At 56.1% G+C, this 22,452-nt stretch carries 33 protein-coding genes; 32 read left to right on the forward strand and 1 reads right to left on the reverse strand.

Translation table 11 applies throughout. From position 1 onward, the window contains the following. The first annotated feature begins 13 nt into the window (after window positions 1–13). The 30 genes from fusA to rplQ all read left to right on the forward strand — a co-directional run bounded on the left by fusA (window position 14) and on the right by rplQ (window position 17,165). Window positions 14–2,119 (forward strand): elongation factor G, encoded by a 2,106-nt coding sequence (gene fusA, locus MLD04_RS16820; RefSeq protein WP_248160587.1) that lies wholly within the window; start codon window positions 14–16, stop codon window positions 2,117–2,119. A 34-nt stretch (window positions 2,120–2,153) separates the two neighbouring features. Then, window positions 2,154–3,350: an elongation factor Tu gene (gene tuf, locus MLD04_RS16825; RefSeq protein WP_248160581.1), complete on the forward strand. Its 1,197-nt coding sequence runs from the start codon at window positions 2,154–2,156 to the stop codon at window positions 3,348–3,350. 185 nt (window positions 3,351–3,535) lie between these two features. After that, a complete protein-coding gene (rpsJ, locus tag MLD04_RS16830; RefSeq protein WP_004580743.1) occupies window positions 3,536–3,847 on the forward strand; it encodes a 30S ribosomal protein S10 in 312 nt (103 codons plus the stop codon). A 76-nt stretch (window positions 3,848–3,923) separates the two neighbouring features. Further along, a complete protein-coding gene (gene rplC, locus MLD04_RS16835) occupies window positions 3,924–4,562 on the forward strand; it encodes a 50S ribosomal protein L3 (protein ID WP_248160588.1) in 639 nt (212 codons plus the stop codon). An 11-nt stretch (window positions 4,563–4,573) separates the two neighbouring features. Further along, on the forward strand, window positions 4,574–5,179 hold the full coding sequence (rplD, locus tag MLD04_RS16840) for a 50S ribosomal protein L4 (RefSeq protein WP_248160589.1): 606 nt from the start codon (window positions 4,574–4,576) through the stop codon (window positions 5,177–5,179). Further along, complete coding sequence (rplW, locus tag MLD04_RS16845; RefSeq protein ID WP_008174862.1) at window positions 5,176–5,469, forward strand: 50S ribosomal protein L23; 294 nt, start codon at window positions 5,176–5,178, stop codon at window positions 5,467–5,469. Before rplD ends, rplW begins: the two co-directional genes overlap by 4 nt. Before the next feature lie 17 nt (window positions 5,470–5,486). Then, the gene (rplB, locus tag MLD04_RS16850) at window positions 5,487–6,314 is read left to right on the forward strand and encodes a 50S ribosomal protein L2 (RefSeq protein ID WP_248160590.1); all 828 of its coding nucleotides are present in this window, start codon (window positions 5,487–5,489) and stop codon (window positions 6,312–6,314) included. Window positions 6,315–6,338: 24 nt separating this feature from the next. Continuing rightward, window positions 6,339–6,614: a 30S ribosomal protein S19 gene (gene rpsS / locus MLD04_RS16855; protein WP_007154011.1), complete on the forward strand. Its 276-nt coding sequence runs from the start codon at window positions 6,339–6,341 to the stop codon at window positions 6,612–6,614. 16 nt (window positions 6,615–6,630) lie between these two features. Further along, window positions 6,631–6,963 carry a 50S ribosomal protein L22 gene (gene rplV / locus MLD04_RS16860; protein ID WP_008940674.1) on the forward strand — a complete coding sequence of 111 codons (333 nt, stop codon included), beginning with the start codon at window positions 6,631–6,633 and terminating at the stop codon, window positions 6,961–6,963. An 11-nt stretch (window positions 6,964–6,974) separates the two neighbouring features. Then, window positions 6,975–7,658: a 30S ribosomal protein S3 gene (gene rpsC / locus MLD04_RS16865; protein WP_008940675.1), complete on the forward strand. Its 684-nt coding sequence runs from the start codon at window positions 6,975–6,977 to the stop codon at window positions 7,656–7,658. A 12-nt stretch (window positions 7,659–7,670) separates the two neighbouring features. Next, a complete protein-coding gene (gene rplP, locus MLD04_RS16870; RefSeq protein WP_008940676.1) occupies window positions 7,671–8,084 on the forward strand; it encodes a 50S ribosomal protein L16 in 414 nt (137 codons plus the stop codon). Further along, a complete protein-coding gene (rpmC, locus tag MLD04_RS16875) occupies window positions 8,084–8,275 on the forward strand; it encodes a 50S ribosomal protein L29 (protein ID WP_008940677.1) in 192 nt (63 codons plus the stop codon). The genes rplP and rpmC overlap by 1 nt, the downstream gene beginning before the upstream one ends. Before the next feature lies 1 nt (window position 8,276). Then, window positions 8,277–8,543: a 30S ribosomal protein S17 gene (gene rpsQ, locus MLD04_RS16880; RefSeq protein WP_248160591.1), complete on the forward strand. Its 267-nt coding sequence runs from the start codon at window positions 8,277–8,279 to the stop codon at window positions 8,541–8,543. An 18-nt stretch (window positions 8,544–8,561) separates the two neighbouring features. Then, window positions 8,562–8,930 carry a 50S ribosomal protein L14 gene (rplN, locus tag MLD04_RS16885; protein WP_008940679.1) on the forward strand — a complete coding sequence of 123 codons (369 nt, stop codon included), beginning with the start codon at window positions 8,562–8,564 and terminating at the stop codon, window positions 8,928–8,930. 17 nt (window positions 8,931–8,947) lie between these two features. Continuing rightward, a complete protein-coding gene (rplX, locus tag MLD04_RS16890; RefSeq protein WP_008940680.1) occupies window positions 8,948–9,268 on the forward strand; it encodes a 50S ribosomal protein L24 in 321 nt (106 codons plus the stop codon). Between the two features lie 15 nt (window positions 9,269–9,283). Then, window positions 9,284–9,823 carry a 50S ribosomal protein L5 gene (gene rplE / locus MLD04_RS16895; RefSeq protein ID WP_248160592.1) on the forward strand — a complete coding sequence of 180 codons (540 nt, stop codon included), beginning with the start codon at window positions 9,284–9,286 and terminating at the stop codon, window positions 9,821–9,823. A 13-nt stretch (window positions 9,824–9,836) separates the two neighbouring features. Continuing rightward, window positions 9,837–10,142 (forward strand): 30S ribosomal protein S14, encoded by a 306-nt coding sequence (gene rpsN / locus MLD04_RS16900; RefSeq protein ID WP_248160593.1) that lies wholly within the window; start codon window positions 9,837–9,839, stop codon window positions 10,140–10,142. Between the two features lie 88 nt (window positions 10,143–10,230). Next, on the forward strand, window positions 10,231–10,623 hold the full coding sequence (rpsH, locus tag MLD04_RS16905; protein ID WP_008940683.1) for a 30S ribosomal protein S8: 393 nt from the start codon (window positions 10,231–10,233) through the stop codon (window positions 10,621–10,623). 9 nt (window positions 10,624–10,632) lie between these two features. Beyond that, the gene (rplF, locus tag MLD04_RS16910) at window positions 10,633–11,166 is read left to right on the forward strand and encodes a 50S ribosomal protein L6 (RefSeq protein ID WP_008940684.1); all 534 of its coding nucleotides are present in this window, start codon (window positions 10,633–10,635) and stop codon (window positions 11,164–11,166) included. Window positions 11,167–11,175: 9 nt separating this feature from the next. Beyond that, the gene (rplR, locus tag MLD04_RS16915) at window positions 11,176–11,523 is read left to right on the forward strand and encodes a 50S ribosomal protein L18 (protein ID WP_008940685.1); all 348 of its coding nucleotides are present in this window, start codon (window positions 11,176–11,178) and stop codon (window positions 11,521–11,523) included. 12 nt (window positions 11,524–11,535) lie between these two features. Next, a complete protein-coding gene (rpsE, locus tag MLD04_RS16920) occupies window positions 11,536–12,036 on the forward strand; it encodes a 30S ribosomal protein S5 (protein WP_008940686.1) in 501 nt (166 codons plus the stop codon). A gap of 4 nt (window positions 12,037–12,040) precedes the next feature. Further along, window positions 12,041–12,229 carry a 50S ribosomal protein L30 gene (gene rpmD, locus MLD04_RS16925; RefSeq protein WP_008940687.1) on the forward strand — a complete coding sequence of 63 codons (189 nt, stop codon included), beginning with the start codon at window positions 12,041–12,043 and terminating at the stop codon, window positions 12,227–12,229. Window position 12,230: 1 nt separating this feature from the next. Continuing rightward, window positions 12,231–12,665: a 50S ribosomal protein L15 gene (rplO, locus tag MLD04_RS16930; RefSeq protein WP_248160594.1), complete on the forward strand. Its 435-nt coding sequence runs from the start codon at window positions 12,231–12,233 to the stop codon at window positions 12,663–12,665. Window positions 12,666–12,682: 17 nt separating this feature from the next. Further along, window positions 12,683–14,005, forward strand: coding sequence for a preprotein translocase subunit SecY (gene secY, locus MLD04_RS16935; protein ID WP_248160595.1), 1,323 nt, complete (start codon window positions 12,683–12,685; stop codon window positions 14,003–14,005). A 33-nt stretch (window positions 14,006–14,038) separates the two neighbouring features. Further along, window positions 14,039–14,152 (forward strand): 50S ribosomal protein L36, encoded by a 114-nt coding sequence (gene rpmJ / locus MLD04_RS16940; protein WP_004580765.1) that lies wholly within the window; start codon window positions 14,039–14,041, stop codon window positions 14,150–14,152. 142 nt (window positions 14,153–14,294) lie between these two features. Beyond that, a complete protein-coding gene (gene rpsM / locus MLD04_RS16945; protein WP_248160596.1) occupies window positions 14,295–14,651 on the forward strand; it encodes a 30S ribosomal protein S13 in 357 nt (118 codons plus the stop codon). A gap of 13 nt (window positions 14,652–14,664) precedes the next feature. Next, window positions 14,665–15,054 (forward strand): 30S ribosomal protein S11, encoded by a 390-nt coding sequence (gene rpsK / locus MLD04_RS16950; protein WP_007153992.1) that lies wholly within the window; start codon window positions 14,665–14,667, stop codon window positions 15,052–15,054. An 18-nt stretch (window positions 15,055–15,072) separates the two neighbouring features. Beyond that, on the forward strand, window positions 15,073–15,693 hold the full coding sequence (gene rpsD, locus MLD04_RS16955; RefSeq protein WP_008940691.1) for a 30S ribosomal protein S4: 621 nt from the start codon (window positions 15,073–15,075) through the stop codon (window positions 15,691–15,693). Window positions 15,694–15,728: 35 nt separating this feature from the next. Continuing rightward, window positions 15,729–16,733, forward strand: coding sequence for a DNA-directed RNA polymerase subunit alpha (locus MLD04_RS16960; protein ID WP_008940692.1), 1,005 nt, complete (start codon window positions 15,729–15,731; stop codon window positions 16,731–16,733). Between the two features lie 33 nt (window positions 16,734–16,766). Beyond that, window positions 16,767–17,165, forward strand: coding sequence for a 50S ribosomal protein L17 (gene rplQ, locus MLD04_RS16965; RefSeq protein ID WP_248160597.1), 399 nt, complete (start codon window positions 16,767–16,769; stop codon window positions 17,163–17,165). Between the two features lie 222 nt (window positions 17,166–17,387). Here rplQ and uvrA read toward each other — a convergent pair whose 3' ends face one another. Then, a complete protein-coding gene (uvrA, locus tag MLD04_RS16970) occupies window positions 17,388–20,210 on the reverse strand; it encodes an excinuclease ABC subunit UvrA (RefSeq protein WP_248160598.1) in 2,823 nt (940 codons plus the stop codon). 186 nt (window positions 20,211–20,396) lie between these two features. Between uvrA and MLD04_RS16975 the strand changes: the two genes are divergently transcribed. Both MLD04_RS16975 and ssb read left to right on the forward strand, forming a co-directional pair. Further along, window positions 20,397–21,767 carry an MFS transporter gene (locus MLD04_RS16975; protein ID WP_248160703.1) on the forward strand — a complete coding sequence of 457 codons (1,371 nt, stop codon included), beginning with the start codon at window positions 20,397–20,399 and terminating at the stop codon, window positions 21,765–21,767. Between the two features lie 57 nt (window positions 21,768–21,824). Then, entirely contained in the window at window positions 21,825–22,349 is a 525-nt protein-coding gene (gene ssb / locus MLD04_RS16980; RefSeq protein WP_248160599.1) for a single-stranded DNA-binding protein, read from the forward strand. Window positions 22,350–22,452: the final 103 nt, after the last annotated feature.

A 22,452-nucleotide genomic window follows, 5' to 3' on the forward strand; every position in this document is an offset into this window, starting at 1 on the left:
CGAGGTTTATATCGTGGCACGCAAGACTCCGATCAAGCGATACAGAAACATTGGTATTTGTGCGCACGTTGATGCGGGCAAAACCACTACCACCGAGCGGGTCCTGTTCTATACAGGTATTTCCCACAAGATCGGTGAAGTTCATGATGGTGCGGCCACCATGGACTGGATGGAGCAGGAGCAGGAGCGTGGTATCACCATTACCTCTGCTGCGACCACCACTTTCTGGCAGGGTATGGACAAGCAGTACCCTGAACACCGCATCAACATCATCGATACCCCGGGACACGTCGACTTTACCATTGAGGTAGAGCGTTCTCTGCGTGTACTGGACGGTGCTGTTGTTGTGTTCTGTGGCTCCTCCGGTGTTGAGCCTCAGTCCGAAACCGTATGGCGTCAGGCAAACAAGTACGAAGTGCCCCGCATGGTGTTCGTCAACAAGATGGACCGTGCTGGTGCTAACTTCCTGCGCGTCGTTGACCAGATCAAGAACCGTCTGGGTGCTAACTGCGTTCCCATTCAGTTGCCGATTGGTGCCGAGGACGAGTTCGCCGGTATTGTCGATCTGATTCGTAACAAGGCGATTTACTGGAACGAAGCCGATTCCGGTGCAACCTACGAGCAGAAAGACGTGCCCGCTGAAATGGCCGACGAAGTGGCCATGTACCGTGAGCAAATGGTTGAGGCGGCTGCCGAAGCCAATGAAGAGCTCATGGAGAAGTATCTCGAAGAAGGTGAGCTGTCCATCGATGAGATCAAGCAAGGGTTGCGCATGCGCACTCTGGCAAACGAGATCGTGGTGGCAACTTGCGGCTCTGCGTTCAAGAACAAGGGTGTTCAGGCGGTTCTGGACGCTGTTGTTGAATTCCTGCCTGCTCCGGATGAAGTTAAAGCCATCCGCGGTGAAGTTGACGACGAGGGTACTGAAGAGACTCGTCCGGTTGACGATGACGCACCGTTTGCGGCGCTGGCCTTCAAGATCGCAACTGACCCGTTTGTCGGCACCCTGACCTTCTTCCGGGTTTACTCCGGTAAGCTTGAGTCCGGTAATGCGGTGTACAACTCCGTGAAGGGCAAGAAAGAGCGTGTCGGCCGTATGGTTCAGATGCACTCCAAAGAGCGTCAGGAAATCAAAGAGGTTCTGGCGGGTGACATTGCAGCGGCTATCGGCCTCAAGAGTGTGACCACTGGTGACACTCTGTGCGACGAGAATCACAAGATTGTTCTCGAGCGCATGGAATTCCCCGAGCCGGTTATTTCCGTTGCGGTTGAGCCGAAGTCAAAGGCCGACCAGGAAAAGATGGGTGTGGCTCTGGGCAAGCTGGCCCAGGAAGATCCGTCCTTCCGGGTTCGTACCGACGAAGAGTCCGGCCAGACCATTATCTCCGGTATGGGTGAGCTGCACCTGGACATCATCGTTGATCGTATGAAGCGGGAGTTCAAGGTAGAGGCCAACATCGGTAAGCCGCAGGTAGCGTACCGTGAGTGTATCCGCAAGCCGGTAGACGTCGAAGGCAAGTTTGTGCGCCAGTCCGGTGGTCGCGGTCAGTACGGTCACGTCAAGGTGAAGCTTGAGCCGCTGCCCCTGGATGATGAAGATGGCGAAAACTTTATCTTCGTGAACGAGATCGTTGGTGGTGTGGTTCCGAAGGAATACATTCCTGCAGTGCAGCAGGGTATCGAGGAGCAGATGCAGAACGGCTGTCTGGCCGGCTATCCGCTGCTGGGTATCAAGGCAACACTGTACGATGGTTCCTACCACGATGTTGACTCCAACGAGATGGCCTTCAAGATCGCCGGTTCCATGGCGATGAAGAAAGGCGCCCTCGAAGCGAATCCTGCCCTTCTTGAGCCGCTCATGAAGGTAGAGGTTGTCACCCCCGAGGAGTACATGGGTGACGTGGTCGGCGACCTGAACCGTCGTCGTGGCCTTGTGCAGGGTATGGAAGAAGGCCCGTCGGGCAAAATCATCCGTGCTGAAGTTCCGTTGTCGGAGATGTTCGGTTACGCCACCGACCTGCGTTCTGCAACACAGGGCCGGGCGTCTTATGCGATGGAGTTCTCCCGCTACATGGAAGCTCCTTCGAACATTGCCGAAGCGATCATTAAAAAGGGTTGATCCCAGGACTTAAGAAACAGGAAGAGGTGTAACCGTGTCTAAAGAAAAATTTGAGCGTAGTAAACCGCACGTAAACGTGGGCACCATTGGTCACGTTGACCATGGTAAGACCACTCTGACGGCGGCACTGACCCGTGTATGTCACGAAGTGTGGGGTACGGGTTCTGCGAGTGCGTTTGACCAGATCGATAACGCACCGGAAGAGAAGGCGCGTGGTATCACCATCGCGACTTCCCACGTTGAGTACGATTCTCCGACCCGTCACTACGCCCACGTAGACTGCCCGGGCCACGCTGACTATGTGAAGAACATGATCACTGGTGCGGCGCAGATGGACGGCGCGATCCTGGTTTGCTCCGCAGCTGACGGCCCCATGCCGCAGACTCGCGAGCACATCCTGCTGTCCCGTCAGGTTGGCGTACCTTACATCGTTGTGTTCCTGAACAAGGCCGACATGGTCGACGACGAAGAGCTGCTGGAACTGGTCGAGATGGAAGTTCGCGACCTGCTGAGCCAGTATGACTTCCCGGGTGACGACACTCCGATCATTACCGGTTCTGCGCTGATGGCGCTGGAAGGTAAGGACGACAACGAAATGGGTACTACCGCTGTGAAGAAGCTGGTAGAAGCCCTGGACGACTACATCCCTGAGCCGGAGCGTGCGATCGATCAGCCGTTCCTGATGCCGATTGAGGACGTTTTCTCCATTTCCGGTCGTGGTACTGTTGTAACCGGTCGTGTTGAGCGTGGCATCATCAAGGTTGGTGATGAAGTGGAGATTGTTGGTATCAAGGATACCGTCAAGACCACTTGTACCGGTGTTGAGATGTTCCGCAAGCTGCTGGACGAAGGCCGTGCTGGTGAGAACGTTGGTGTTCTGCTGCGTGGTACCAAGCGTGACGACGTTGAGCGTGGTCAGGTTCTGGCGGTTCCGGGCTCCATCACTCCGCACACCAAGTTCGAGTGCGAAGTGTACGTACTGAGCAAGGAAGAAGGCGGTCGTCATACTCCGTTCTTCAAGGGTTACCGTCCGCAGTTCTACTTCCGTACCACTGACGTGACTGGCTCTTGCGAGCTGCCGGAAGGCGTTGAGATGGTAATGCCGGGTGACAACGTGAAGATGAGTGTTACCCTGATCGCTCCGATCGCCATGGAAGATGGTCTGCGCTTCGCGATTCGCGAAGGCGGCCGTACCGTTGGTGCCGGCGTGGTCTCCAAGATCATCGAGTAATCACGCTCGTTGGTCAGGAAAAAGGGGCTGAATGATCAGCCCCTTTTTCTGTTTCAGTCGCAAAGTCTGCCTGACCTGGTCAATCAGCATGGCTGTTGACAGGGTTGGGTATTATGCATACAATGCGGCTCCTTTTTTTGAAGGTCGGCTAAACAGTAGCTGCTACGAGTGGAGTTTGGTGCATCATGCAAAGCCAAAAAATTCGAATTCGGTTGAAGGCGTTTGATTATCGCCTGATCGACCAGTCCACGCAGGAGATCGTCGATACCGCCAAGCGGACCGGCGCTCAGGTGCGTGGCCCAATCCCTCTGCCGACGCGGAAGGAAAAGTACACGGTATTGATTTCTCCGCACGTCAACAAAGACGCGCGGGATCAGTATGAAATTCGTACGCATAAGCGTCTGCTCGACATCGTTGAGCCGACGGAGAAGACAGTAGATGCTCTGATGAAGTTGGACCTGGCAGCAGGTGTCGACGTTCAGATCAGCCTCGGCTAATACCGCCCGGTATTAGTCTGTGTAACTGTCATAAGGCCATAGAGGGTGCGAGCCCCGTACACTTAAGAGGTGAAACATGGCAATTGGTGTTGTCGGCCGGAAGGCCGGTATGACCCGTATTTTTACGGAAGACGGGCAAGCGTTGCCCGTAACGGTAATTGAGGTTGAGCCCAACCGGATTACCCAGCTTAAGACTCTCGAAAGCGATGGCTATCGGGCCGTTCAGGTCACGGTAGGCACCCGTCGTTCCTCACGTGTTACCAAGGCTGAGGCCGGTCATTTCGCCAAAGCAGGCGTTGAAGCTGGTCGCGGTGTCTGGGAATTCCGGCTTGCCGACGGCGAAGGTGAAGAGCTTGCTGCTGGTGGCGAAATCGGCGCGTCCATCTTTGAAGATGGTCAGATGGTCGATGCCATTGGTCAGTCCAAGGGTAAGGGCTTTCAGGGTGGTGTGAAGCGCTGGAACTTCTCCATGCAAGACGCGACTCACGGTAACTCCCTGTCCCACCGTGCTCCGGGTTCCATTGGTCAGAACCAGACTCCGGGCAAGGTGTTCAAGGGCAAAAAGATGGCGGGCCAGATGGGTAATGCGCAGGTTACCGTGCAGAACCTGAAGATCGTCCGTGTTGACGCCGAGCGCAGCCTGCTGCTGGTAAGTGGTGCCGTTCCTGGCGCAACTGGCGGCGACGTTGTCATCAAGCCTGCAGTCAAAGCCTGAGGAGCGGTGCGATGGAATTGACAATTACTGGTAGCGGCAAGGGAATTTCTGTTTCCGACGCTACGTTCGCCAAAGATTTCAACGAGTCCCTGGTTCATCAGGTCGTCACTGCCTACATGGCTGCTGGTCGTCAGGGTACCAAGGCTCAGAAGACACGTTCCGAAGTCAGTGGTGGTGGCAAAAAGCCCTGGCGTCAAAAGGGTACCGGTCGTGCCCGTGCGGGTACTATCCGTAGCCCGATCTGGCGTTCAGGTGGTGTTACGTTTGCGGCCAAGCCCCGCGATTTCGAGCAAAAGGTCAACCGCAAGATGTATCGTGCGGCGATGCGCTCAATTTTCTCTGAGCTGGTTCGCCAGGAGCGTCTCGTGGTGGTCGACGACATGAATGTCGAAAGCCCGAAGACCAAGGCGTTTAACGCCAAGCTGAAGGATCTGGGTGTCTCCAATGCGCTGATCCTGTCCGAAAATGTCGAGCAGAACCTGCATCTCGCTTCCCGCAACATTCCCCACGTGGATGTTCGTGATGTTGCAGGGCTTGATCCGGTCAGCCTGGTTGCCTTCGAGAACGTCGTGGTGACTGTTCCCGCTCTGAAGAAGATCGAGGAGATGCTGGGATGAATCAGGAACGTATTTACAAGGTCCTGCTTGGGCCGCACGTATCAGAGAAAGCGTCTCTGGCAGCAGAGCGTGGTCAGGTAGTGTTTCGTGTAGCACCTGACGCGACCAAGCCGGAGATCAAGAAAGCCGTTGAACAGCTGTTCAACGTCACCGTAGAAGGTGTTCAGGTTCTGAACCGCAAGGGTAAGCTCAAGCGCACTATCCGCGGATTCGGCAAGCGTAATGACATTCGTAAGGCTTACGTCAAGCTGGCAGAAGGTCAGGACATCGATTTTCTGGATGTGGAATAAGGTAAAGGGGTCGTAATATGCCGATCGTCAAAACCAAACCAACATCTGCCGGACGCCGCCACGTTGTAAAGCTTTACAACCCGGATCTGCACAAGGGGCGCCCCTACGAGCCGTTGGTAGAAACTCTGAGCAAGTCGGGTGGTCGTAACCATTTTGGTCGCATTACCACTCGTCACGTTGGTGGTGGTCATAAAAAGCACTACCGTGTTATCGATTTCAAGCGGACCAAAGATGGTATTCCGGCGATCATTGAGCGCCTGGAGTACGATCCGAACCGCTCTGCGCACATCGCACTGTTGAAGTATGCCGATGGCGAGCGTCGCTACATTATCGCTCCCAAAGGAATGCAGATCGGTGACCCGGTGCGCTCCGGTATCGACGCGCCGATCAAGGTGGGTTCCACTCTGCCGCTCCGGAATATCCCGGTCGGTTCTGTGATCCATTGCGTCGAACTCAAGCCTGGCAAAGGTGCCCAGCTGGCTCGCTCCGCGGGCGCATCCGTACAGCTGGTAGCGCGTGAAGGTGCATATGCCACCATCCGCCTGCGTTCAGGTGAAATGCGAAAGGTGCTTGTAGATTGCCGTGCCACGTTGGGTGAAGTGTCCAACAGTGAGCATAGCCTCAAGCAACTTGGTAAAGCGGGTGCATCACGTTGGCGCGGCAAACGGCCAACAGTACGTGGTGTTGCTATGAACCCAGTTGACCACCCGCATGGTGGTGGTGAAGGGCGTACCTCTGGCGGACGTCACCCGGTTACTCCGTGGGGTGTTCCGACCAAAGGGCATAAGACTCGTAAGAACAAGCGTACTGACAAGATGATAGTACGTCGTCGTTCGGCCAAGTAAACGACTACATAGAGGTAATTTGCTGTGCCACGTTCTTTGAAGAAAGGTCCTTTTATAGACCTGCATCTGTTGAAGAAGGTCGAGGCAGCTCTGGAAGCTAACGACAAGCGGCCCATTAAAACCTGGTCCCGCCGGTCAACAGTCTTTCCGGAGATGGTAGGCCTGACCATTGCAGTCCACAACGGCAAGCAGCACGTGCCGGTTTATGTCACCGAAGATATGGTTGGACATAAGCTGGGTGAGTTCGCGGCAACGCGTACTTATCGTGGTCATGCGGCCGACAAGAAAGCTAAACGCTGATTCTGAGGTAATAGAAATGGAAGTAGCAGCCAAGTACAAGGGCGCTCGCCTCTCAGCTCAGAAAGCACGTCTTGTCGCTGACCAGGTACGCGGCAAGGCGGTTGAGGACGCCCTGAACATTCTGACTTTCAGCCCAAAAAAGGCGGCCGTAGTCATCAAGAAAGCTCTTGAGTCTGCGATTGCCAATGCTGAGCACAACGAAGGTCTGGACGTAGATGATCTGCGGGTTTCCACCGTTATGGTGGATGAGGGCCCAACGCTCAAGCGCATCAAAGCTCGAGCCAAGGGGCGCGCTGACCGTATTTTCAAGCGCACCTGTCATATCACCGTCAAGGTCGCCGACAAGTAGGAGATGCTCAGATGGGTCATAAAGTAAATCCAACCGGCATTCGCCTGGGTGTGATCAAAGAGCACAACTCAGTCTGGTATGCCGACAAGAAGGAATACTCCAAGAACCTGCTGAATGATATTCAGGTTCGCGAGTTTCTGGACAAGCGTCTGGTTAAGGCGTCTGTCAGCAAGATTGTGATCGAGCGCCCGGCTCAGAACGCCCGGATCACGATCCATACTGCCCGCCCCGGTATTGTTATCGGTAAGAAGGGCGAAGATGTTGACCGTCTGCGTCGCGAAGTCAGCGACATGATGGGTGTGCCTGTGCACATCAACATCGAGGAAGTCCGCAAGCCGGACCTGGATGCCCGCCTGGTAGCGCAGAACGTTGCCGGTCAGCTGGAGCGCCGTGTGATGTTCCGTCGCGCCATGAAGCGCGCGGTTCAAAACGCCATGCGTCAAGGCGCCAAGGGTATCAAGATTCAGGTAGGCGGTCGTCTCGGGGGCGCTGAGATTGCCCGTTCAGAGTGGTATCGCGAAGGTCGCGTTCCGCTGCACACACTGCGTGCAGACATCGATTACTCGACCTACGAAGCGAAAACTACCTACGGCATCATCGGCGTCAAGGTATGGATCTTCAAAGGTGAGATTCTTGGTGGTATGGAGCAGGTCCGTGCTGACAAGAAAGCCTCTGGGAAGAAAGGTTCTAAGTAAAGGGGCACTCTTATGCTGCAACCAAAACGCACCAAATTCCGCAAGGTAATGAAAGGCCGTAACACCGGTCTTGCTCACCGTGCCAACAAGGTGAGCTTCGGTGAATACGGATTGAAAGCGACCAGTCGTGGACGTATAACTGCGCGCCAGATTGAGGCAGCGCGTCGTACCATGACCCGTCGAATCAAGCGGGGCGGTAAGATCTGGATCCGGGTGTTCCCGGACAAGCCGATCTCAAGCAAGCCGCTCGAAGTACGGATGGGTAAAGGTAAAGGTTCTGTCGAATATTGGGTGGCTGAGATCCAGCCTGGCCGTATGCTCTATGAGATGGAAGGCGTTGCCGAAGATGTGGCACGTGAAGCCTTCACTCTCGCCGCGGCCAAACTGCCGGTACAGACCACCTTTGTAACGAGGACGGTGATGTGATGAAAGCAACAGAGCTGCGTGAAAAGTCAGTCGAGGAGCTGAACAAAGAGCTGATCGACCTCCTGAAGGAGCAGTTCAACCTGCGCATGCGTAAGGCGACAGGTCAGCTGAATCAGTCTCACCTTCTCGGCAAGGTGAAGCGCGACGTCGCTCGCGTGAAAACAGTATTGAACGAAAAGGCAGGACAGTGACATGACCGAAGCTACCCAAACTGCCAGAACTCTGAGCGGGAAGGTCGTGAGCAACAAGATGGACAAGTCCATCGTGGTTCTGGTCGAGCGTCAGGTTAAGCACCCGCTGTACGGAAAGTACATGAAGCGCTCTACCAAGATCCACGCTCATGATGAGAGCAACCAGTGCAACATCGGTGACAGTGTAACAATCCAGGAAACCCGCCCGGTCTCCAAGACCAAAAGCTGGGCCCTGGTTGAAGTTACCGAACGTGCATCGAAGGTGTAATTCGCCCGGAGAACAACCATGATTCAGACTCAAACAATGCTTGAAGTCGCGGACAACAGTGGTGCACGTCAGGTTCAGTGCATCAAGGTCCTGGGCGGGTCACACCGGCGTTATGCCAGCGTCGGGGATATCATCAAGGTGACCGTCAAGGAAGCCATTCCCCGCGGCAAGGTGAAGAAAGGCCAGGTCCTGAAAGCTGTAGTCGTGCGCACCCGTAAGGGTGTTCGTCGTCCGGACGGGTCTTTGATCCGCTTTGACGGTAACGCGGCAGTACTTCTGAACAATCAGGACGCACCGATTGGTACCCGTATCTTCGGACCGGTTACCCGTGAACTGCGTAATGAGAAGTTCATGAAAATTATCTCACTGGCACCCGAAGTACTTTAAAGGACCAGAGGCCGGTTATGAAAAAGATCAAACGAGACGACGAAGTCATCGTCACAACGGGCAAAGACAAAGGCAAACGTGGTAAAGTCCTGAAAGTTCAGGACGATGGTAAGGTGATTGTTTCCGGGATCAACATGATCAAGAAGCACACCAAGCCGAACCCGATGCTGGGCACCCCGGGTGGCATCGTCGAGAAAGAAGCACCTATCCAGGTTTCCAACGTGGCTATCTTCAATCCGCAGACCGGCAAAGCCGATCGTGTTGGCTTCCAGACCAAGGAAGACGGCAGCAAGACGCGGATCTTCAGATCCACGAATGAAGCCGTCGATAACCAGTAAGCGGTGGTGGTTACGATGCTAAACAGTAAAGAGCAGTACAGTAAGGAAGTGGTACCCGCCCTGCAGAAGGAGTTCGGCTACAAGAACGTTATGCAGGTGCCGCGTATCGAAAAAATCACCCTCAACATGGGTGTGGGTGAAGCAGTAGGTGACAAGAAGCTGATCGAGAACGCTGTCGCCGATCTCGAGCGTCTGGCCGGTCAAAAGCCGGTGGTCACCAAGGCCCGGAAATCCGTAGCGGGTTTCAAAATCCGTGAAGGTTGGCCGATCGGTTGTAAAGTCACGCTGCGCGGAGAGCGCATGTGGGACTTCTTTGATCGCCTGGTTCACATTGCGGTTCCCCGCATTCGTGACTTCCGTGGCCTGAACCCGAAGTCCTTCGACGGACGCGGTAACTACAGCATGGGTGTTCGTGAGCAGATCATCTTCCCGGAAATCGAGTACGACAAGGTCGACAAGATTCGCGGGCTGGATATCACCATCACCACCACGGCTGATACCGACGACGAAGGTCGCGAACTGCTGAAAGCCTTCGGCTTTCCGTTCAAGAAATAAAGGAACGAGTGACATGGCTAAGGTATCCATGAAACAGCGTGAGCTGAAGCGCGAAAAGATGGTTGCAAAATACGCAGCCAAGCGCGCTGAGCTCAAGGCGATTATCAAGAACCCGAATACCAGCGATGAAGAACGCTGGGACGCGCAGATCAAGCTCCAGCAGCTTCCTCGTAATGCCAGTCCCGCACGTCTTCGTAATCGTTGCCAGGTGACTGGTCGTCCCCACGGCGTTCTGCGCAAGTTCGAGCTGTCACGGATCAAGCTCCGTGAATACGGCATGCGCGGCGACGTTCCGGGCCTGACCAAGGCAAGCTGGTAAGATAGGTGGCCTGGCCTCGGCCGGGTGCCTGTTGGTAAGCGGTGCGGCAAGCCGCTGCACAACTAAAAAGATCAGGAGCCTCATACCAATGAGTATGCAAGACACGCTTGCGGATATGTTTACGCGTATCCGTAACGCACAGATGGCATCAAAAGCTGATGTGACGATGCCATCTTCGAAAATGAAGGTCTCCGTAGCCCAGGTCCTCAAGGACGAAGGTTACGTTGAAGATTTCTCTGTTTCAGCTGACGCGAAGCCCGAGCTGACGATTACCCTCAAATACTTCGGCGGCAAGCCGGTTATTGAGGAGATCAAGCGGGTCAGCCGTCCGAGTCTGCGCCAGTATAAAGGCGCCGGGGAACTGCCGAAGGTATCCGGCGGTCTGGGAGTCGCGATTGTCTCAACGTCCAAGGGCGTTATGACAGACCGCGCCGCACGAGCTGCGGGCGTGGGTGGCGAAGTCATCTGCACCGTATTTTAGGAGAACCACATGTCCAGGGTTGCCAATAATCCTGTCGTGCTGCCTTCCGGTGTTGAGGTTAAGCTGAACGGACAGGAAATTAATGTGAAGGGCTCCAAGGGAGCGCTTCAATTCACCATTCACCAGGCGGTCGAAGTGAGCCAGGAAGAAAACGTCCTGCGCTTTGTTGCCCGCGATGGTGCAAAACAGTCCCGCGCTCTTGCTGGTACCACCCGTGCTCTGATTAACAACATGGTGACCGGTGTTTCCACAGGCTGGGAGCGCAGGCTCACGCTGACGGGCGTAGGTTACCGTGCCCAAGCGCAAGGTAAGAAGCTCAATCTGACTCTGGGTTTTTCACACCCGGTCGAGTATGAGCTGCCCGAGGGGATCACCGCCGAGACTCCGTCCAACACGGAAGTCGTGATTCGCGGGATCGACAAGCAACAGGTTGGCCAGGTCGCTGCAGAAATCCGCGCGTTCCGTCCGCCCGAGCCGTACAAGGGCAAGGGTGTTCGTTATGCGGATGAGCAGGTCAGACGCAAAGAAGCCAAGAAGAAATAAGGCGGGACTATGAGCGCGAATACTGAAAGATTGCGTCGCGCACGCAAAGTGCGCATGAAGATCCGTGAGCTGGGTACTGACCGTCTGTGCGTTCATCGCACGCCGCGTCACATGTACGCTCAGGTCACGACTGCGGATGGCAGCAAGGTGCTGGCATCTGCCTCCACGTTGGATAAGGAACTGCGCCAGGGTGCAACCGGTAACGTGGAAGCCGCCAAGAAAGTCGGTCAGCTGATTGCTGAGCGTGCGAAGGCGGCGGGCATTGAGAAGGTTGCGTTTGACCGTTCCGGTTTCCGCTACCACGGTCGCGTACAGGCTCTGGCCGATGCGGCCCGTGAAGCTGGCTTGCAATTCTAAGAGGTGGAGAAGATGAGCGTTAACGAACAGAAGGCGCCTGAGCTCCAGGAGAAGCTGGTTCAGGTTAACCGTGTCGCCAAGGTTGTTAAAGGTGGCCGGATTTTCGCCTTCACCGCACTGACTGTAGTGGGTGACGGCAAAGGTCGCGTTGGTTTCGGCCGTGGTAAGGCCCGGGAAGTTCCCGTGGCTATCCAGAAGGCGATGGAAGCTGCACGTAAGAACATGGTAGACGTGGCGCTGGACGGCACCACTCTGCAATACCCGGTCAAGGCTCAGCACGGGGGCTCCAAAGTCTTCATGCAGCCGGCCTCTGAAGGTACTGGTATCATCGCCGGCGGTGCGATGCGTGCGGTACTCGAAGTAGCGGGTGTTCAGAACGTACTGTCCAAGTGTTATGGGTCTACCAACCCGGTGAACGTGGTACGTTCCACCATCAAGGGTCTCCAGGCCATGAAGGCGCCTGAGGACGTTGCAGCCAAGCGCGGTAAATCCGTGGAAGACATTCTGGGTTGAAGTCATGGCGAACGCGAAAACAATCAAGGTAACACTGACCCGCAGCCCGATCAGCTGTCAGCCGAAGCACAAGCTGTGTGTGAAGGGCCTGGGTCTTCGTAAAATCGGTCAGACCGTTGAGCTGGAGGACACCCCCTCCATTCGCGGCATGATCAACCGGGTAAATTACCTGGTACGGGTTGAGGAGAACTAAGATGCGTCTGAACGAACTTGCTCCGGAACCCGGTTCACGTCCCGACGCCAAGCGCGTTGGTCGTGGTATCGGTAGCGGTCTCGGCAAGACCGGCGGCCGTGGTCACAAAGGTCTGAAGTCCCGTTCCGGTGGCTCCGTAGCTCCCGGTTTCGAGGGCGGTCAGCAGCCGTTGGCCCGTCGTCTGCCGAAATTTGGTTTCACTTCCCGTCAGCAGCGCTATGTCGCGGAAATTCGCCTGAACGAACTGGCGAAAGTCGATGGCGACGTTGCTGATCTGGAGGCTCTGAAGAAGGCTGACGTGATCCGTGAGGAGATTCGGGAAGCCAAGGTTATCCTGTCTGGCGAACTGACTCGTCCGGTAACCGTCAAGGGCCTGCGGGTCACCAAAGGCGCACGCGAGGCAATTGCTGCCGCGGGCGGTAAAGTCGAAGACTAAGGCGAGTCGAGGACTAAATGGCCAAGACAGCATCATTGCCTGCGGGCGGGGGAAAAGGACTTGCAGAGCTGCGTTCGCGGCTCTGGTTTGTCTTTCTGGCATTGCTGGTGTACCGGATCGGTGCCCATATTCCGGTGCCAGGTATCAATCCCGATCGACTGGCGGCACTGTTTGAGCAGAATCAGGGTACGATCCTGAGCATGTTCAACATGTTTTCCGGTGGTGCGCTTGAGCGCATGAGTATCTTCGCACTCGGTATCATGCCGTACATTTCGGCTTCTATTATCATGCAGCTCATGACTGCGGTCAGTCCGCAGCTTGAGCAGCTGAAGAAGGAAGGCGAAGCTGGTCGTCGCAAGATCAGTCAGTATACGCGGTACGGTACGGTCATTCTGGCGCTTGTTCAGGGCGCCGGTATTTCCATGGGGTTGGCCTCTCAGGGGGTCACCTTTACCGATAGCTTCAGTTTCCACTTCGTAGCGGTTGTCTCTTTTGTAAGTGGTGCCGTGTTCATGATGTGGTTGGGTGAGCAGATCACCGAGCGGGGCGTTGGCAACGGCATCTCGCTGTTGATTTTTGCCGGTATTGTCGCCGGGTTGCCCGGTGCGATCGGCCAGACGCTTGAGCAGGCCCGCAATGGCGAGATGAGCCTCCTGGTGGTTTTGGGAATTGCGATTCTTGCTGTGGCTGTAATTGGCTTTGTGGTTTTCATGGAGCGCGGTCAGCGCCGATTGACTATCAATTACGCCAAGCGTCAGCAGGGCCGTCGGGTATTTGCTCAACAATCCAGCCATCTTCCCCTGAAGGTGAACATGGCCGGCGTGATCCCGCCGATCTTCGCCTCATCAATCCTCCTGTTTCCGGCATCGCTGGGGCAATGGTTTGGTCAGGGCGAAGGAATGGAGTGGTTGGGCGAGTTGTCCCAGGCCTTGGCGCCGAGTCAGCCCCTGTACATCATCCTGTTTGCAGCAGCAGTGATTTTCTTCTGCTACTTCTACACGGCACTGATGTACAACTCGAAGGAAGTTGCGGATAACCTCAAGCGTTCCGGCGCCTTTATTCCGGGCATTCGTCCGGGCGAGCAGACTGCCAAATATATTGATGGCGTGCTGACCCGCCTGACGCTGTTCGGTGCAATGTACATTACAGCAGTATCCCTGTTCCCTCAGTTCCTGATGGTGGCCGGGAATGTACCTTTCTATCTGGGCGGTACGTCGCTGCTGATTGTGGTAGTCGTGGTGATGGATTTTATGGCACAGGTGCAGTCACACCTGATGTCTCATCAGTATGAATCGCTGATGAAGAAATCCAATCTCAAGGGCTATGGACGGAACGGGTAAAAGTCCCGTTCCCCTTGAAAACTGGAGTCGACAATGAAAGTACGCGCTTCGGTAAAGAAAATTTGCCGTAACTGCAAAGTAATTCGTCGCAATGGCTCGGTTCGAGTCATCTGCACGGAGCCTCGTCACAAGCAGCGCCAGGGCTGATTCCTTCGGGAAACGTTCTGACATTGCAAATGGGGTTCGGAATAGTGGCGCTTGACTCGGATGCGAGTCAGGCGCTATTATTTCGCGCCCTTTTTGTGGCGGAAAATTCACACAGCAAAGCTTTGAACGCGGAGTAATTTGGATGGCACGTATAGCCGGTGTCAATATACCCGATAACAAACATGCTGTTATCTCGCTCACCTACATCTTTGGTGTTGGCAAGACAACAGCCCAGAAGCTTTGCGATGCAACCGGCGTCAAGCCGGACGTCAAGGTCAAGGACCTTACCGACGAGCAGCTTGAAGCACTTCGTACTGAAGTCGGAAAGGTGTCTGTCGAAGGCGATCTGCGTCGTGAAGTACAGATGAACATCAAGCGTTTGAAGGATCTCGGATGCCACCGTGGTCTGCGTCATCGTCATGGCCTTCCGGTCCGTGGCCAGCGCACCAAGACCAACGCCCGCACCCGTAAAGGTCCTCGCAAACCTATTCGCAAGTAACAGGTAGGCAAACATGGCAAAGCCAGGTACACGTACCCGTAAAAAGGTGAAAAAGACGGTTGTTGATGGCGTCGCGCACATCCACGCGTCCTTCAACAACACTATCGTGACCATTTCGGACCGCCAGGGCAACGTTCTGTCCTGGGCCACTTCAGGTGGTTCCGGTTTCCGCGGCTCACGTAAGAGTACACCTTTTGCTGCGCAGGTAGCAGCTGAAAGAGCCGGTAACGCGGCTGCTGAATACGGCCTTAAAAACCTGGATGTAGAGGTTAAGGGTCCTGGGCCCGGACGTGAATCTGCAGTTCGCGCGCTGAATGCGTGTGGCTACAAGATTACCAACATCACTGATGTGACGCCGATTCCCCACAACGGCTGTCGTCCGCCCAAGAAGCGCCGCGTCTAACACAGGAGACAGTGAAATATGGCTCGTTATATAGGCCCGAAGTGCAAGCTGTCTCGTCGTGAAGGGACAGATCTTTTTCTGAAGAGCGGCGTTCGCGCGCTCGATTCGAAGTGCAACATCGAGACTCCGCCGGGTATGCACGGCGCGCGTCGCGGTCGTCTGTCCGAGTACGGCGTACAGCTTCGTGAAAAACAGAAAGTCCGTCGTATCTACGGCGTACTGGAGAAGCAGTTCCGCAACTACTACAAGGAAGCTGCGCGTCTCAAGGGCGCAACAGGTGAAAACCTGCTTCAGCTTCTGGAAGGTCGTCTGGACAATGTTGTATACCGCATGGGTTTTGGTTCGACCCGTGCAGAAGCCCGTCAGCTCGTCTCTCACAAGGCGATCCTGGTAAATGACAAGGCGGTGAATATCCCGTCCTACCAGGTTAAGCCAGGTGACGTTGTGAGCGTGCGCGAGAAGGCCAAAAACCAGTTGCGCGTTAAAGGTGCCCTGGATCTGGCCGGAAGTCGTGCACCGGTAAGCTGGGTAGAGGTTGACGCCAACAAGATGTCCGGCGTTTACAAGTCAGTGCCTGAGCGTACTGAACTGCCGGCCGACATCAACGAGAACCTCATCGTCGAGCTTTACTCCAAGTAAAGTCCAGTAAGCAACGATAGCAGATAGGGGCGTCTATGCAGCGTTCAGTACATGAGTTATTGACACCTCGTACCATTGACGTGAAGGAATCCAGCGCAACGCGTGCGAAGGTGACTCTCGAGCCTCTGGAGCGTGGTTTCGGCCACACTCTGGGCAGTGCACTGCGCCGTATTCTCTTGTCATCGATGCCGGGCTGCGCCATTACTGAAGCGCAGATCGACGGTGTCCTGCACGAATACAGCGCCATCGAGGGTGTCCAGGAGGATGTCATTGAGATTCTTCTGAATCTCAAGGGCGTCGCCGTGAAAATGAACGGCCGGGACGAAGCCGAGCTCACGCTCAGCAAGAAAGGCCCGGGTGTTGTAACAGCCGGCGATATCAAGCTGGATCACGACGTTGAGATCGCGAATCCGGATCATGTGATCTGCCACCTGAGTGAAAACGGTGAAGTGAACATGCGTCTGCGTATCGCCCGTGGTCGCGGCTATGAGCCGGCAGACCAGCGTGGCCTTGACGAGGACGAGACTCGCGCCATCGGACGCCTGCAGCTGGACGCTACTTTCAGCCCGGTTCGTCGCGTGGCCTACGCCGTAGAAAGTGCGCGGGTTGAGCAGCGGACCGATCTGGACAAGCTGGTGATTGACCTGGAAACGAATGGCACGATTGACCCGGAAGAAGCGATTCGTCGGGCGGCAACCATTCTCCAGCAGCAACTGGCGGTGTTTGTTGATTTCGATCACGAGAAAGAGCCCGAGCGTGTTGAGGAAGAGGAAGAAATAGATCCCATCCTCCTGCGCCCGGTCGACGATCTGGAATTGACAGTGCGTTCAGCTAACTGCTTGAAGGCTGAGAACATTTACTATATCGGCGATCTGATTCAGCGTACCGAAGTGGAGCTGCTGAAGACGCCTAACCTTGGCAAAAAGTCGCTGACAGAGATCAAGGACGTTCTGGCGTCCCGTGGTTTGTCTCTGGGCATGCGTCTTGATAACTGGCCGCCGGCTAGCCTTCGTGGCGACGACCGGGTTCTGGGCGGTTAATCGCCGATTAGTTTAAGGTAAGGAATCAGAGCAATGCGTCATCGTAAGAGTGGTCGTAAGTTCAGCAGGACCAGTGCGCATCGCAAGGCCATGTTCCGTAACATGACTGCGTCACTGGTTGAACACGAGCTGATCAAAACAACGCTGCCGAAAGCCAAAGAGCTTCGTCGGGTAGCGGAACCTTTGATCACGCTTTCCAAGAAAGATTCGGTTGCGAATCGTCGTCTGGCATTTGCCCGCCTGCGCGACGATGCTGCGGTTGCCAAGCTCTTTGATGAGCTGGGCCCGCGCTACAGCGACCGTCCGGGGGGTTACCTCCGCATCCTGAAGTGCGGCTTCCGTGCTGGCGACAATGCCCCGATGGCATTCGTCGAGCTGGTTGGTCGTCCTCTGGATGTCGAAGCGGAAGAGGTGGACGAAGACGAGGATTAATTGCCTCGGCTTTGGCCAACGACAAAAAGACCGGGTTCCGTCAGGATCCCGGTTTTTTTGTGTCTGGGTTTTATATGGCTGGTAGCCTGAGAGCTTGGGTGGCTGGTGCGGGGGTGAGGGTGTCTTTTCTTTGGGAAAACAACTCGCTTCGCTCAGACATCTTTTCCCGGCAGAAAATACACCCTCACCCCCGCACCGACAGAGCTGTGGTTTGCCCGTCGGTTACTTCTCCAGCATGGGCCTCAGGTAACGACCGGTGTGGGACGCGGGGCTTTTGGCAACGTCCTCCGGCGTTCCCTCGGCAATGATCTGGCCGCCGCCAGAGCCGCCTTCGGGGCCGAGATCTACAATCCAGTCGGCCGTCTTGATGACGTCCAGATTGTGTTCGATCACCACAATGGTGTTGCCATGATCGCGTAGCCGTTCCAGAACATTGAGCAGTTGCTGGATGTCATAGAAGTGGAGGCCGGTAGTGGGCTCGTCCAGAATGTACAGGGTCTTGCCAGTGTCGCGTTTGGACAGTTCCTTGGCCAGTTTCACCCGCTGCGCTTCGCCACCGGACAGGGTGACTGCGCTTTGCCCCAGGCGGATGTAGGACAGGCCCACGTCAATGAGGGTCTGGAGCTTCCGGGCCAGGAAGGGGACCGCATCGAAGAATTCGCGGCCTTCCTCGACCGTCATTTCCAGCACTTCGTTGATGTTCTTGCCCTTGTAACGGACTTCCAGGGTTTCCCGGTTGTACCGCTTGCCCTTGCAGACGTCGCACGGTACATAGATGTCGGGCAGGAAGTGCATTTCCACCTTGATCACGCCATCGCCCTGGCAGGCCTCGCATCGCCCGCCTTTCACGTTGAAGGAAAAGCGTCCTGGCTTGTAGCCCCGGGAACGGGCTTCCTGGGTGCCCGCAAACAGTTCCCGGATAGGGGTGAACAGGCCCGTGTAAGTGGCAGGATTGGATCTCGGGGTTCGTCCGATCGGGCTCTGGTCGATATCAATGACCTTGTCGAGGTGGTCCAGTCCTTTCAGGGATTTATAGGGTGAGTGGGTCAGGCTGGTGGCTTTGTTCAGCTTTGCCGCCGCGACCGGGTAAAGGGTGCTGTTGATCAGGGTGGACTTGCCGGAACCAGATACGCCGGTAATGCAGGTCATTACGCCAAGGGGCAGATTCAGCGTGATGTCCTGGAGGTTGTTACCGGTTGCGCCGGTCAGCGTCAGGGTCTTCCCGGAGCCCGTCTTGCGGGTTTCGGGAACGGCGATTTCCTTTTCGCCACTGAGATACTGGCCAGTGAGGGATTCCCGGTTGGCGATGATTTCACCGGGTGCGCCTCGGGCCACAACATGACCGCCATGGACGCCAGCTCCGGGGCCGATGTCGATGACATAGTCGGCCGCCCGGATGGCATCTTCGTCGTGTTCAACCACGATCACGGTATTGCCGAGATCCCGTAGGTGGGTGAGTGTCGCCAGCAGGCGATCGTTGTCCCTCTGGTGGAGGCCAATGGAAGGCTCGTCCAGTATATACATGACGCCCACGAGGCCTGCCCCGATTTGGCTCGCCAACCTTATCCGCTGGGCTTCGCCCCCCGAGAGGGTGTCGGCGCTGCGTTCCAGGGTGAGGTATTCGAGGCCGACATTGACGAGGAACTGCAGCCTTTCCCGGACTTCCTTGAGGATCTTCTCCGCAATTTCGCCTTTGCGACCGGGCAGGGCGAGCTGCTCGAAGTAATCATGGGCTTCACCGACTGGCAAATGCGTGATGGCCGGCAGGTTACGGTTTTCTATAAATACGTGGCGAGCGCCGCGGCGCAGGCGGGAACCGTGGCAGTCCTTGCAGGGCTGTGTGCTCAGGTTCCGGGCCAGTTCCTCGCGCATGCTCTGGGATTCGGTTTCACGGTACCGACGCTCAAGGTTGGGTAGTATGCCCTCGAACGGATGGGCCTTCTCCATGATCTGGCCACGGGAGTTGACGTACCGGAACGGGATATTCTCTTTGCCGGAGCCATGGAGTAGAACCGACTGGAAGCTGTCCGGGAGGTCTTCCCAGGGCGTGTCCAGGTCCATGCCGTAGTGCTCTGCAACGCTGCTCAGCATCTGGAAGTAATAGACGGCTCGACGATCCCAGCCCTTGATGGCGCCCTGAGCAAGGGTTGCCTCCGGGTGCTGAATGATCTTTTCGGGATCGAAGAACTGTTTCACGCCCAGGCCGTCGCAGGTGGGGCATGCACCGGCCGGGTTGTTGAATGAAAACAGTCGCGGTTCCAGCTCGCTCAAGGAGTAGCCGCATTGAGTGCAGGCATAGCGTGCGGAAAAGGTGTGCTCTTCGCCGTCGCCGCTCATGGGCGCAACCAGGGCGATGCCGTCGGACAGCTCCAGGGCGGTCTCGAAACTTTCTGCCAGGCGTTGTTCAAGGCCCTCCTTAACCTTGAACCGATCTACCACCACATCGATCTGGTGTTTGCGTTTTTTGTCGAGCTCGGGAACGTCATCAATGTCGTAAACGGTTCCATCGACTCGTAGCCGGATAAAGCCCTGACTCCGCATGTTGTCGATAACCTGATGGTGTTCCCCTTTCCGGTCCCGAATCACCGGTGCGAGGATCATCAGCTTGCTGCCTTCGGGCATGGCCAGTACCTGGTCGACCATCTGGCTGACCGTCTGGGCCTCCAGAGGCTGGTCGTGGTCCGGGCAGCGCGGTTCCCCGGCACGGGCAAACAGCAAACGGAGGTAGTCGTAGATTTCGGTGATGGTGCCGACGGTTGACCGCGGGTTATGAGACGTAGACTTCTGCTCGATCGAGATGGCCGGCGACAGCCCCTCGATGTGGTCCACGTCGGGCTTTTCCATCATCGACAGAAACTGTCGCGCGTAGGTGGACAGGGATTCGACGTAGCGCCTTTGGCCTTCGGCGTAGAGTGTGTCGAAGGCGAGAGAGGATTTGCCGGATCCGGACAAGCCTGTGATCACGATGAGTTTGTCCCGCGGCATATCCAGGTCGATGTTTTTCAGATTATGGGTACGGGCTCCCTTGATCTGGATATGATCCATAACACCTCTCAGGTCGAAAAAAACGAAAATTATACCGCGTTATCATAGTGGTCGTGAAACCGCAAATGACTCATGGCATGCCGTCAGTCCCTCGCCAACGCGGCTTCTGTTACAATGCGCGCCCTGCGGGAAGCCCCACGCTTCCTGGCCATTGGCTTTCACTCCGCGGCTGAGGTACCCACTGCGATGAATGCACTGGAAAAACGTTCTGTTTCTGCTCTGGCGTCCGTTTACGCGATGCGCATGCTGGGCCTGTTCATGGTGCTGCCCGTATTCATGCTGCTCGGTAAGGACCTCCAGGGCGCAACACCGGCGCTGCTTGGTCTCGCCATCGGTGCCTACGGCTTGAGCCAGGCACTCCTTCAGATTCCCTTCGGCATGCTATCTGACCGAGTTGGTCGTAAGCGGATGATCTACATTGGGTTGATCCTGTTTGCGATCGGCAGCCTGCTTGCCGCGTCCACCGATTCAATATACGTGGTGATTGCGGGAAGGGTTTTACAGGGGTCGGGTGCGATTGCCAGTGTTTTGATGGCACTGTTGAGTGACCTTACCCGCGAGGAGGAGCGTACCAAGGCCATGGCGACGGTGGGTATGTCCATTGGCCTGTCGTTTTCGGTGTCGCTGGTGTTGGGGCCGTTGATTGGCTCGCACTTCGGGCTGTCCGGCATTTTCTACGCCACCGGCGTGTTATCCCTCGTTGCGCTGGTGATTGTCCACCAGGTGGTGCCAACGCCGCATCAGCAGCGTGCCAGCGCGGATACTCAGCCGGCACGGGAGATGCTGGGGCGGGTGCTGAGCGAAGGGCGCTTGCTGCGTCTCGACTTCGGAATTTTTTCCCTCCATCTGGTGCTGACTTCCCTCTTCCTTGTGTTCCCGACCGTGCTTGAGGACAAGCTGGGGCTGGCCAGCAGCTCGCACTGGTGGTTCTATCTCACCGTGATGGTGACGTCGTTCTTTGCGATGATTCCATTTATCATCATTGGCGAGAAAAAAAGGCAGATGAAAGCGATTCTGTGTGGCGCCATTGCCTTGTTGACGGCCGCCGCCGGTGCGCTGTCGAATCTTCGCCACAGCCTGGTATTTGCCTGGGTGGTCCTGTTCTTCTTTTTCATGGCGTTCAACCTTCTTGAGGCCAGCCTGCCGTCACTGATCAGTAAGGAAGCGCCGGCGGCGAGCAAGGGCACGGCCATGGGGGTTTATTCCACCTCCCAGTTCCTGGGAGCATTCATTGGCGGTTCCCTTGGCGGTATGATGCTGGAGTCTATTGGTGTGTCCGGCGTGGTGGGGCTGATGGTTGCGGTGCTTCTGGTCTGGCTTTTGGTAGCTCTCACGATGCCGACGCCGGGCTACACGACCAGTTTCATGGTACAGTTGCAGCAAGCCGTGTCCGGCCGGTTTGACGATGTGGACGCGAGCCTCCGCGAACTGCCGGGAGTGCGGGATGTGGTCATTGTCGAGGAGGCATCAACTGCCTATCTCAAAATCGACCGGCAGGAGTTCGATGAAGGACGGCTTGCTGAACTGGCATTTGTCCGGCAGGGTAACAGTCTTTGAGATCCGGAAGCCCGCAAGGAGTGCGGGCTCCCCAGAAACTTCAGTCAGGAGCATACGATGGCACGAGGCGTAAACAAGGTCATTCTTATTGGCAATCTCGGACAGGATCCGGATACCCGCTACACCCCGAATGGTAATGCGGTGGTTAATCTGAACCTGGCCACCGATGAGAGCTACAAGGATCGTCAGACAGGGCAGCTGGTTCCGAAAACCGAATGGCACCGGGTCGTTCTGTTCGGCAAGGTAGCGGAAGTGGCCGGGCAGTACCTTCGGAAGGGCTCCAAAGTCTACATCGAAGGTAAGCTGCAAACCCGGAAATGGCAGGGTCAGGATGGCCAGGATCGTTACACCACCGAAGTGGTTGTCGATATCAATGGGCAGATGCAGATGCTGGATAGTCGAGGTGGTGAAGGTGGTATGTCCCAGGGCGCGCCGGCAGGACGTCCTCAGCAGACCAGTCAGCCTGCGGCGGCGCCCCAGTCAGGACCTTCGCAGGCCCCGGCGGGCGGATATGGCCAGCCGTCACAGAGCGGTGGTATGCCGGAACCGATTGACGACTTCGATGACGACATTCCGTTCTGACGTATTCATTTCATCGCCTTGTTGAAAAGCCCTCGCGTTTGCGGGGGCTTTTTTGTAACGCTGCTGCAAAAAGACGTGAAATCGATCAAAAAACGTAGAGTTA

This window comes from Marinobacter koreensis, from assembly GCF_023156285.1.
In the GTDB taxonomy this organism is placed as follows: Bacteria; Pseudomonadota; Gammaproteobacteria; order Pseudomonadales; family Oleiphilaceae; genus Marinobacter; species Marinobacter koreensis.